The organism is Oscillospiraceae bacterium (genome assembly GCA_025757985.1).
GTDB lineage: Bacteria > Bacillota > Clostridia > Oscillospirales > Ruminococcaceae > Gemmiger.
The window spans coordinates 876,248-887,869 of sequence record CP107210.1 but is presented as its reverse complement, the minus strand read 5'-3'; the positions used below and the strand labels follow the sequence as shown (position 1 = coordinate 887,869).

Sequence of the window (11,622 nt, the reverse complement as noted above, 5' to 3'; positions counted from 1 at the left end):
ACTTTACTTGCGAGGTGCCTATGACTGCATTGCTGACCGGGCTGGCATCGCTGCTCGTGTTCGGCGGCGTTGTTCTGGTGCATGAGCTGGGCCACTTTATGGCGGCCCGGCATTGCGGTATCCATGTTGAGGAATTTTCCATCGGATTTGGCCCGCGCCTGTGGGCGGTCAAAAAAAACGGTACGACCTATTCACTGCGCCTTTTCCCGCTGGGCGGCTACAACCTGTTCAGTCAACCCCCGGAGGAGGACGCAGACCCGCCGGCAGAGGAGAGCGCCCCGCCGCGCAAAGCTGCGCTGTTCCCGCTGACGGTCAGCGGGCAGCAGTTTGAGCAGGCCACGGCATGGCAGCGCTTCTTTGTGACGCTTTGCGGTGCGCTGATGAATTTTCTGCTCGGCATGGCGGTGCTGCTGGTGCTGGTCCTCTCGCAGGGGCGGCTCGGCAGCACAACGGTAGCGGATTTCGGCGAGAACGCCAAGAGCGCCGCTGCCCTGCAAAAGGGGGATGTCCTTCTGCAGGTGGACGGTAAGCCCTGCCGCACGGTCTACGCGCTGTCCGAGCTGTTTGACGGCACCGAAAAGACCCATAGCATGAAGGTGCTGCGCGGCGGCGAGGTCGTGACCCTGCCTGCCGTGACGGTCAGCCCAACGCTGGATGAAAACGGCCGTGTGCAGTACGCCACAGACTTTCGGGTGGCAGCGCAGCCCTTATCGGTGCACAGCACTCTGGCCATGGCGGGAGAGCTGTTCCGCTATTACAGCGGTGCGATTCTGGGCGGCTTCTGGCAGCTGTTTACCGGCCGGGCGGGCATGGAGGATCTCTCCGGCCCGATCGGCACGGTGTCGGCAGTCAGGCAGGCTGTGCGGTACGGCTGGCGGGATGTGCTTTCCCTGATGGCTCTGCTGACGATCAATGTGGGCATCTTCAACCTGCTGCCCATTCCCGCGCTGGACGGCTGCAAGCTGCTCTTTCTTGCGTGGGAGGGGCTGACCGGCCATCCTGTACCCCTGCGCGCGCAGAGCTTTATCAACACGGCGGGCATGGTTGCCCTGCTGTGGCTCATGATTTTGGTAACGATGCAGGACATTACACGATTCTTATAAGGAGAACTACGATGCAGCGTCAACTGAAAAAAGAAGTCAAGATCGGCAATCTCAAGATCGGCGGTACAAACCCCATCGCCGTACAGACGATGCTGAATGTGCCCGTCAAGGATATTGCGGGCAATGTGGCGCAGGCGCAGCGCGTTGCGGCCGCCGGCTGCCAGATCGTCCGCGTGACGGTGCCCACCCCGGCGGATGCCGCCGTTGTGGCTGCTATTAAAGAGAAGGTGGACATTCCCGTCGTGGCGGACATCCACTTTGATTACCGCGCCGCGCTTGCCGCGCTGGATGCCGGTGCCGATAAGATCCGCATCAATCCCGGCAACATCGGTGATGATGACCGTGTCAAGGCAGTGGCCGATGCCTGCAACGCCAAAAATGTACCCATCCGCATCGGCGTCAACGGCGGCAGCCTTGAAAAGCATATTCTGGCCAAGTACGGCGCCCCCGTGCCCGAGGCCATGGTAGAGAGCGCCATGTACCATGTGCGCCTGCTGCAGAAGTTCGACTTTGACAACATCGTCATCTCGATCAAATCCAGCAATGTGCCCCGCATGATGGCGGCCTACCGCCTGCTGGCCAGCCAGACCGATTACCCCCTGCATGTCGGCGTGACCGAGGCGGGCGGCAACCGGATGGGCCTGATCAAATCCGGCATGGGCATCGGCGGTCTGCTGATGGAGGGTCTTGGCGATACGCTGCGTGTCAGCCTGACTGATGAGCCCGAGAATGAGGTCTATGCAGGCTATGACATTCTGCGCGCGGCAGGCTACGCCGTGGCAGGCCCTGAGATCATCAGCTGCCCGACCTGCGGGCGCACCCAGTACCCGATGATCGAGATCGCCAACGAGGTCGAGCGCCGTCTGCGGGACGAGGGCTTCAAAAAGCCGCTCAAGATCGCCATCATGGGTTGTGTTGTCAACGGCCCGGGCGAGGCGTCCGATGCAGACATCGGCATTGCCGGCGGCAAGGACGAGGCGCTGCTCTTCATCCGCGGTGAAAAGATCCGTATGCTGAAGGGCGACATTGTAGGGCAGCTGCTGGAAGAAATCCATAAGATGTAACCCTCTAAAGCCTTCCCCCTTGGGGGAAGGTGGCCCCGCAGGGCCGGATGAGGGGCGCGTCTGCCTTGCCGCCCTTTTACCGGGCAATGATGGTAAGCCCGCCCCTCATCAGTCCGCTTCGCGGACAGCTTCAGTCTCCGCGCTAAGAGCCGCCTCCGGCGGTTGCGCTTCGACACGCGCCTGCGGGCGCAGCCCCGAGGGGGAAGCCAACCCTCGTAGGGGCGGATGCTTGCATCCGCCCGCGGGGCGTCGGGGACGCCGCCCCCTACAACATGCTATCCACTTGTGAGGTAAAATTCCTTTGAAACCATTCGTCACCCAAGTCTGGCCGCAGTTTACCGCGGACCAGCAGTTCTGTGCGGCGTTCGGCAGTGTGCTGGTCGACCGTGTGGAGCTTTACCGCACAAAAAGACAGGTCGTGATCTGCCTGCGCAGTGCTGAACCTCTGGATCAGGCGCTGTGCGGGCGTCTTTGTGCGTCCCTTTCCGAGGTGTTTGCCGGGTATGAGCTGCAGGTTCGCAGCTATTTTGCGTACCAGAGCATCACCCCGGAGGCGGTGCGCCTTATGCTGGAGGAGCTGAAGCAGCGGGGCATGCCGGTCAACGGCTTTCTCGATAAGGCCCAGCCTGTCACCTTCGGGGAGGACGGCATCACCATCCATGTCAATGCGGGCCGCCAGATTTTGGAGAGCGTGGAGCTGCCCCGCGTGCTGGCAGAGCTTATTCAGGAGCGCACCGGCGCACTGCCCATCGTGCGGCTGGCCGATACCGGCAACACCCGCACCGAGGAGGAGTTTGAACAGTACCTGCAGGAGAAAGCGCCTACCGTCAAGTTTGAAGCCAAGGAAACGCCGCCCGACTTTACGATCGAGGGGCTGGCCCTTACCAATAAGCCGGTCAAGCTGTTCTACGGCAAGACCTTCAAGCCTGCCGACATCCGCCATCTGAATGATCTGGGGGACGGCGGCAAGGTGACGGTCTGGGGCGATGTGTTTGCCACCGAGGTCAAGGGCAGCCGCCGCAAGATCTATTTTACCTCCATCACCGACTATTCCGGTTCAGTCAACCTCAAGGTATTGGGGGACGAGGACGCCGATATGTCCAAGTGGGAGGGTCTCAAGCCCGGCACCACCCTGATCGTGCGCGGCAACTATATGTATGACAAGTACGAGCATGACTTTGTCATCCTGCCCTACGATGTTCTGCAGGTCGAGCGCGAGCAGCGGCAGGACACTGCGCCCGAGGGGCAAAAGCGGGTCGAGCTGCACCTGCATACCAAGTCCAGCTCAATGGATGGCTTCAACGACCCCGGCAAGATCGTGCGTCTGGCGCACCGCATGGGCCACCGCGCTGTGGCCATCACCGATCACGGCGTCTGTCAGGGCTACCCCGAGGCGATGCTGGCCACCGATGCCATCCACGAAACAGACCCGAACTTTAAGCTGATCTACGGCTGCGAGGCCTATTTTGTCGATGATATGATCCCCGCCGTCTACGGCGCAGCGCAGATGCCGCTGTCCGGCTCGTTTGTCGTGTTCGACACTGAGACGACCGGCCTTGACGCCAACACCGAGCGGCTGACCGAGATCGGTGCTGTCTATGTGGAAAACGGTAAGATCAACGAGGAAAAGAAATTCTGCACCTTCGTCAACCCCGGCAAGCCGATCCCGCAGAAGGTCGTTGACCTGACCGGCATCAACGATGCCATGGTGGCCGATGCCCCCACGCCGGAGGAGGCCATCCGCGCTTTTAAAGAATTTTGCGGGGACAACATTCTTGTGGCGCACAACGCGCACAGCTTTGACATGCTCTTTATCCGCAAGGCGGGGGAGAAGGCGGGCGTCAGCTGGGACGAGAACACCTATATCGACACGCTGCCGATGGGGCAGGCGCTCTTCCCGGGGCTGCGCAACTACAAGCTGGACACGATCAATAAGCATCTTGAGATACCGCCCTTCAACCACCACCGCGCTGTCGATGATGCCATGGCGCTGGCCAGAATCTATGAGGTCATGCTGACCGACCTCGAGGAAAAGGACATCCACGCGGTCGAGGCCATCAACACCGGCCTTGGCGGCAACAAAGAAGTGCTGAAAAAGAAATACTACCACCTGATTATCCTGGTGCAGAATCAGGTCGGCTTAAAAAACCTCTACCGCATTGTCAGCGCCGCCCACACCCAGTATTTCTTCAAAAAACCGCGTGTGCCGCGCAGCCTGCTCAACCAGTACCGCGAGGGACTGCTGCTCTCCCCGGCCTGTGAAGCGGGTGAGCTTTACAGGGCAATCGTGGCGGGCCAGCCTTATGAGCAGCTGCTGCGCATCGCCGATTATTACGATTATCTCGAGGTTCAGCCCCTCGGCAACAATGAATTTATGCTCCGCAACGGGCAAGTGGATTCGATCGAGGCAATCAAGAACTTCAACCGCACCGTCATACAGTTGGGCGAGGATCTGCACAAGCCGGTCGTGGCCACGGGCGACTCCCACTTTCAGGAGCCGGAGGACTGGATCTACCGCGCGGTTCTGCAGGCCGGCAACGGCTTTAAGGACGCCGACAATCAGGCACCGCTCTACTTCCGCACTACGCCCGATATGCTGGAGGATTTCAGCTACCTGCCGCAGGAAAAGGCGTATGAAATTGTGGTGACCAACCCCAACAAGATCGCCGCGACCATCGACAACAACCTGCGCGCCATCCCCAAGGGCACCTACCCGCCCAGCATCCCCGGCGCCGAGCAGGAGCTGCGCGATGACACATGGAAGCATGCCGCGCGGGACTATGGCGCGCCGCTGCCCGATGTGCTGCAAAAGCGGCTGAAAAAGGAGCTGGATTCCATCTGCGGCCACGGCTACGCCGTTTTGTATGTCATCGCCGTGCGTCTGGTGGCCTACTCCAACGCGGGCGGTTATCAGGTCGGCAGCCGCGGCTCCGTCGGCTCATCGGCCGTTGCGCACTTCTCCGGTATTTCGGAGGTTAACTCGATGCCGCCGCACTACCTGTGCCCCAACTGTAAGCACAGCGAGTGGATCAATGACGGCATCCACTTTGACGGCTTTGATCTGCCCGACAAAAGCTGCCCGGTCTGCGGCAAGCCGATGATCGTGGAGGGACACGATATCCCGTTTGAAACCTTCCTCGGCTTCTACGGCGATAAGGAGCCGGATATCGACCTGAACTTCTCAGGCATGTATCAGTCCTGCGTGCATCGCTACACCGAGGAGCTTTTCGGCAAGGAAAATGTGTTCAAGGCGGGCACTGTTTCCGGTTTGCAGGATAAAACGGCCTACGGCTATGTCAAAAAGTATCTTGAGGAACGCGGCCGTACCGTCAATCGTGCCGAGGAAAACCGCCTTGTCATCGGCTGCACCGGCGTAAAGCGCACGACCGGCCAGCATCCCGGCGGCATGGTCGTTGTGCCGGATACCTTTGATATTTACGACTTCTGCGCCATCCAGCACCCGGCGGACGATGTCAAGGGCGGTCTGCTGACCACCCACTTTGAATTTAAATACCTGCACGACACGCTGCTCAAGCTGGACGAGCTGGGTCATGATGTGCCGACCTTCTACAAATTCTTTGAGGAATACTCCGGCATCCCCATCGACTCGGTCCCGATGAATGATGAAAAGGTCTACAGTCTGCTGACCAGCCCGGCTGCGCTCGGCGTGACCGAGGAGCAGATCGGCTCGCGCACCGGCACCTTCGGTATTCCGGAGATGGGTACCAACTTTGTGCGCCAGATGCTGTTGGATGCCCAGCCGAAGAATTTCTCAGAGCTGATCCAGATCTCGGGCCTGTCCCACGGCACCGATGTCTGGACCGGCAATGCGGACGAGCTGATCCGTTCGGGCACCTGCACGATCGCAGAGGTCATCGGCTGCCGTGACAGCATTATGCTGTATCTTCTGCGCAAGGGCCTGGAACCGAAGATGTCCTTCGACATCATGGAGGCCGTGCGTAAAGGCAAGGTCGCCAAGGGCGGCTTCAAGCCCGGGTGGGAGGAGGCCATGCGCGAGCACGATGTGCCAGACTGGTATATCGAATCCTGCCGCAAGATCAAGTATATGTTCCCCAAGGCCCACGCCGTAGCCTACCTGATGGCGGCCATCCGCCTGATGTGGTTCAAGGTCTACCACCCGGCGGTGTTCTATGCTGTGTATTTCACCGTGCGCGGTGCGGACATCGACTATGAGGCCGCTGTCGGCGGTGTCCGCGTGGCCAAGCAGCACCTGAAGGACAACGAAAAGATCCCCAAGGACGAGCGCACCGCCAAGGACGATGACGCCTTAGTCAGCCTGCAGCTGGAAAACGAGATGCTGCAGCGCGGCTGCGAGTTTTTGCCGATCGAGCTGGGCAAGAGCTATGCCAGCAAGTATGTGGTCGAGGACGGCAAGGTCCGTCTGCCGTTTACGGCCATCCGCGGTCTGGGCGATGCCGCCGCCGTGGCGCTTGAGCAGGCCACAATGCACGGGCAGGAGTATATCTCGGTCGAGGAGCTGCAACAGGCCAGCGGCGTTGCGCAGTCGGTTTTTGACAAGCTGCGCGCAGTCGGCGCTCTCGGCAATCTGCCCGAAACCAGCCAGGTCGATTTGTTCAGTATGATGTAAACAGGGTGCCAATCTGCGGGAAATCCTGTAGGGGCGGATGCTTGCATCCGCCCGCGGGTCAATGCAAGCATCGCCCCCTACAACCATAACCAAGCGCAGCCCCCTTGACAACTCGCCTGATTTGCGCTATAATAGCAGTCACTGATGCGGGATTAGCTCATCCGGTAGAGTGACTGCTTCCCAAGCAGTAGGTGGCGAGTTCGAGACTCGTATCCCGCTCCAAAATGTCCTGATGCTCTTGCATCAGGACATTTTTTGTTGTGAGGTGCCCGCCATGCTTGACGCTTTCCCGATTTATCACTGGTTCCATAACGGCAACCCCTATTCCGGGGCCGAGGGCGGTATGCGGTATGTCATCACGCCCGGCAAAAAGGCAGACCCCAACGATGAAAGCGGTAAAAAAAAGCTGGAGTACCTGACCGCCCAGATCTGGCCCGGCCCGTGGAGCATCGAGCATACGGCGGAGGAAAAAATCGAGTCCGCTGAGTTTGACGGCAGCCAGTCAGGGCTGGATGCAGCAGTGGCATGGCTGCAGGAGCGCTACCGGAGCGAGGCGGCCCGCTGGGAAAATATCCCCTCCATTCTGGACTGCGAGCCGGACCGGTAAAGTGCCGGCGGCCAATAATTTCCGGTCAGGGCGGCACCTTTTGTTATAAAGGGTGTTGCTTTTTTTATGGATATTTGTCATAATAAGGATATATGTAAGAAAGGGGGAGACGGCCCGTGGCAAAGATCGCCGTTGTCGAGGACAACGCTGCTGTGCGGCAGGAGCTGTGCGGCTTTATTGCGCAGTACGCGCAGGAGAGCGGCCAGCTGCTGGAAGTGACCCCTTTTGCGGACGGCTCCCAGATCGTGGAGCCTTACCGCCCCGGGTTTGATATTATTTTTCTCGATATTGAGATGCCCACGCTGGGCGGCATGCCCACGGCGGAGCGTATCCGGCTGCTGGACCCCGATGTGGTGCTGATTTTTGTGACGAATATGGCGCAGTATGCCATACGCGGCTATGAAGTCGATGCGCTGGATTTTGTGCTCAAGCCCGTCAGCTACTACCAGTTCAGCACAAAGCTGGACCGCGCGCTGCAGCGTATCTGCCGCCGGCGCGGCGGGCAGATTACCCTGCAGGTGGGCGGCGGCGTGCAGCTGCTGGCCACCGATGACATCCTGTATTTGGAAACGCGCGACCGGCTGTTGCATTACCACACCACGACCGGGACATGGTCGGTGCGCGGCAGTCTGCTCAAGGCGGAGAAGGACCTGACCGCCTACCATTTTGCCCGGTGCAACCAGTGCTATCTGGTCAATCTGCGCCATGTGCGCGGTGTGCAGGACGACTTTGTGCAGGTGGGGGAGGAACGGCTGGAGATCAGCCGCCGCCAGCGCGCAGCATTTTTGGCCGCCGTGGCGGCGTATGTCGGGGGTGCGCTGTAGGTGGATTCCATCCTGAGTCTGGCCGTCTGCGCCGCAGGCATCTGCGGCGCCCAGCTGGCCTACTGGCTGCCGCTGAAAAAGCGGGATCGCTTCCGGCTGCGCGCCCTGCTGAATCTTATTATGGTGATCCCCCTTTCGCGGCTGATGGTCTTTGGCAACAGCGGCCGTCTGGACACCCTGCTGCTTCTTGTGATCTATGCCGTTTATTTTACCTGCGCTGCGGTATCCACACATCTGTGTACCCGGTTGGACTGGGCAGCCAGCGCCTATTGCAGCGTCTGGATCGTGCTGACCTCAGAGTCGGTGTATGAGCTGTGGCGGGTCCTGATCTGGACCGCCGAGGCACTCGGCATGCAGCATCTTTCCCTGTACAGCACACCGATGCTGCTCGGCCAGCTTGGCTTTACGGTGGTATGCTGCATCGTGGTCCGCTTTACCGTGGCCCGAACAATGCCGGAGGACGGGACCTATCACATCGGCCCGCGCCAGCTTGGCAGTGCCGGGTTGCTGGGGGTCATGTTCGTCTTTCAGTTCTTTGCCCTGCAGACAAGTCTGCGTATCGGGCTGCGCCCCTCAGCGATGGTGGCACCGTCCTTGCTGACCCAATTTTACTGCGTGACGCTGCTCTATCTGCAGACGGAGCTTTTCAAAAAGGCCGCCCTGCAGAAGGAGATGGATGCCCTCAACCTGCTGTATGACCGCCAGCGCAAGCAGTACCAGATCGCGCGGCAGAATGTGCAGATCATCAACCGTAAATGCCATGAGCTGAAGGTGCAGATCGCAGACCTGCGCCGCCTGCAGCCCGATGCAGCCGTCTCGCAAAGTCTGGACGAGGCCGAGCAGGCCGCCCGGATGTATGACGCCAACGCCGCCACCGGCAACGAGGTGCTGGATGTTGTGCTGACCGAAAAGAGCCTGCTGTGCGAGGCCCAGCGCATCCGGCTGAACTGTGTGGCCGATGGTACCTGTCTGGCGGCCATTGAGCCGGGAGACCTGTATGCGCTTTTCTCCAACCTGCTGGATCAGGCCATTGACGCCGCTGCCCAGCAGCGGGATACCGACCGCCGTATGATCGACCTGCTGGTCTGCAGACGGCAGGGCTTTGCGGTCGTCAATGTCATCGGGCCGCACTCGGCGGAGCAGCCGGATCACGGCCGCCGCCACAGCTATGAGCTAAAGGTGGCGCGCCGCATCGTGCACAAATACAGCGGCACCATGGCAACGGAACCCCGCGGGGCACTGTTTGCAGTCAAGATCGTGCTGCCGCCCCCGAAAGCTGAATAGACAAAACAAGCCCCACGGATTTGTGCAGATTGTACAAAGCAGCGGGGACTTTTTTTGTGGCGAAAAAACCGAATTTCGCACAGGCAGTACCGCTTTTCGCAAACCTATTGCGAATAAATTTGCACTCCTGTACAATGCTTATAGTATAAAATACAACACAGGAGGGCGCAATGCGAAGCACGACCAAGCTGATGAAAAACTGGCAGTTCACCGGGCCGGACGGCAAAACCGCTGCGGTGAATCTGCCCCATACCTGGAACAACATCGACGGTCAGGACGGTGGCAATGATTATTGGCGCGGCACCTGCACCTATACAACGCAGTTTGCGGCCCCCGCTTATGACGCTGAAACGCAGCAGGTCTGGCTGCAGTTTGAGGGCGTCAACGCCAGCGCAAGGGTCACGCTGAACGGTCAGGAGGTCATGCGCCATGACGGCGGCTACTCGACCTTCCGCGCAGAGGTGACCGGCCTGCTGGCGGAGGAGAATGAGCTGACCGTGGCGGTGGACAACAGCAAGAACGACCGCGTCTATCCCCAGAAGGCGGACTTCACCTTCTACGGCGGTATCTACCGCGATGTCAGCCTGCTGGTCGTCAGCAAAAATCACATTGCGCTGGACTATCTGGGCAGCTGCGGCGTGCAGATCACCCCGACCGTCAACGGCGCAAATGCAGACATCACCGTCAAGACCCGCGTTGAGGGGGAGGGCGAGATCGAGTTCTCGATCCTCGATGCCGCCGGGGCTGAGGTGCTGACAGGCAAGGGCAGTGACGCCGCAGTCACGCTTGCGCATCCCCATCTGTGGGACGGCGTACGCGACCCCTATCTCTACACCTGCGCGGTGCGTCTGGTGCTGAACGGGGCCGTACAGGACGAGGTGCGGCAGCGCTTTGGCGTGCGCAGCTTCCATGTTGACCCGCAGAAGGGCTTCTTCCTCAACGGCCGCGCCTACCCGCTGCACGGCGTTTCCCGCCATCAGGACCGCAAGGGGCTCGGCAATGCCATCACCCGGGAAATGCATGACGAGGATATGCAGCTTATCAAGGAGCTGGGTGCGAACACCATTCGGCTGGCGCACTACCAGCACGACCAGTATTTCTACGACCTCTGCGATGAGGCTGGCATGGTCGTCTGGGCAGAGATCCCCTATATCTCTGAGCATATGCCCAACGGGCGTGAGAACACGATCTCCCAGATGAAGGAGCTGATCGTTCAGAACTACAACCATGCCTGCATCGTCTGCTGGGGCGTCTCCAATGAGATCACGATCTCCACAAAAGACAAGCGCGACATGCTGGACAACCACCGCGTGCTGAACGACCTCTGCCATGAGATGGATAAGACCCGCCTGACCACGCTGGCCTGCTATGCAATGTGCGGCCCCTTCAACCCGGTGGCCCACATCACCGATCTGGTCAGCTGGAACCTGTACCTCGGCTGGTATGTGCCGGGCCTCTTCCTGAATGACCTCTGGATGGACTTTTTCCATCTCTGCTACCCGAACCGCGCGTTGGGCTTCAGCGAATACGGCGCCGAGGGCATGCCCAACCTGCACAGTGAGCATCCCCGCCGCGGTGACCATACCGAGGAATATCAGGCAATCTACCATGAGTACATGCTGCGCTGCTTTGAACGCCACAGCTGGCTGTGGTCGACCCATGTATGGAACATGTACGACTTTGCTGCAGACGCCCGCGATCAGGGCGGCGAGCCGGGCATGAACCACAAGGGTCTTGTCACCTTTGACCGCAAGACGAAGAAGGATAGCTTCTATATCTACAAGGCGTGGTGGAGCGATGAGCCGTTTGTGCATATCTGCTCCAAACGCTTTGCGGACCGCACCCAGAGCGAGATCGAGGTCAAGGTCTACTCAAACCAGAAGCAGGTAAGCCTTTATGTCAACGGCGAAAAGCTGGATGAGCAGGCAGGCGAGCATATCTTCAAGTTCCGCGTCAAGCTGGACGGCGAGACGAAGGTTCAGGCCGTGGCAGGGGATTGCATCGACGATGCGGTATTCCGCAAGGTCGAGACCCCGAACCCCGCCTACAAGCTGGGCAAGGCAAAATCCTCCAGCGCAAACTGGGTATAAAAGGCCGCCGGGGGCGGCAATGCCATAACAAATACCGATAA

At 59.8% G+C, this 11,622-nt stretch carries 7 protein-coding genes and 1 tRNA gene; all 8 read left to right on the top strand.

Features of this window, described 5'->3' with window-relative positions; all coding sequences use genetic code 11:
- Positions 1–20 precede the first annotated feature (20 nt).
- On the top strand, positions 21–1,103 hold the full coding sequence (locus OGM67_04465) for a M50 family metallopeptidase (GenBank protein UYJ35586.1): 1,083 nt from the start codon (positions 21–23) through the stop codon (positions 1,101–1,103).
- A gap of 11 nt (positions 1,104–1,114) precedes the next feature.
- Complete coding sequence (gene ispG, locus OGM67_04460) at positions 1,115–2,167, top strand: flavodoxin-dependent (E)-4-hydroxy-3-methylbut-2-enyl-diphosphate synthase (GenBank protein UYJ35585.1); 1,053 nt, start codon at positions 1,115–1,117, stop codon at positions 2,165–2,167.
- Between the two features lie 301 nt (positions 2,168–2,468).
- Entirely contained in the window at positions 2,469–6,776 is a 4,308-nt protein-coding gene (locus tag OGM67_04455) for a PolC-type DNA polymerase III (protein UYJ35584.1), read from the top strand.
- A gap of 146 nt (positions 6,777–6,922) precedes the next feature.
- Positions 6,923–6,998: transfer RNA gene (locus OGM67_04450), tRNA-Gly, on the top strand.
- Between the two features lie 52 nt (positions 6,999–7,050).
- Positions 7,051–7,383 (top strand): hypothetical protein, encoded by a 333-nt coding sequence (locus OGM67_04445; protein ID UYJ35583.1) that lies wholly within the window; start codon positions 7,051–7,053, stop codon positions 7,381–7,383.
- A 116-nt stretch (positions 7,384–7,499) separates the two neighbouring features.
- A complete protein-coding gene (locus OGM67_04440; GenBank protein UYJ35582.1) occupies positions 7,500–8,207 on the top strand; it encodes a LytTR family DNA-binding domain-containing protein in 708 nt (235 codons plus the stop codon).
- On the top strand, positions 8,208–9,491 hold the full coding sequence (locus tag OGM67_04435) for a GHKL domain-containing protein (GenBank protein ID UYJ35581.1): 1,284 nt from the start codon (positions 8,208–8,210) through the stop codon (positions 9,489–9,491).
- Between the two features lie 170 nt (positions 9,492–9,661).
- Entirely contained in the window at positions 9,662–11,581 is a 1,920-nt protein-coding gene (locus OGM67_04430; protein UYJ35580.1) for a glycoside hydrolase family 2 protein, read from the top strand.
- The last annotated feature ends 41 nt before the right edge of the window (positions 11,582–11,622 follow it).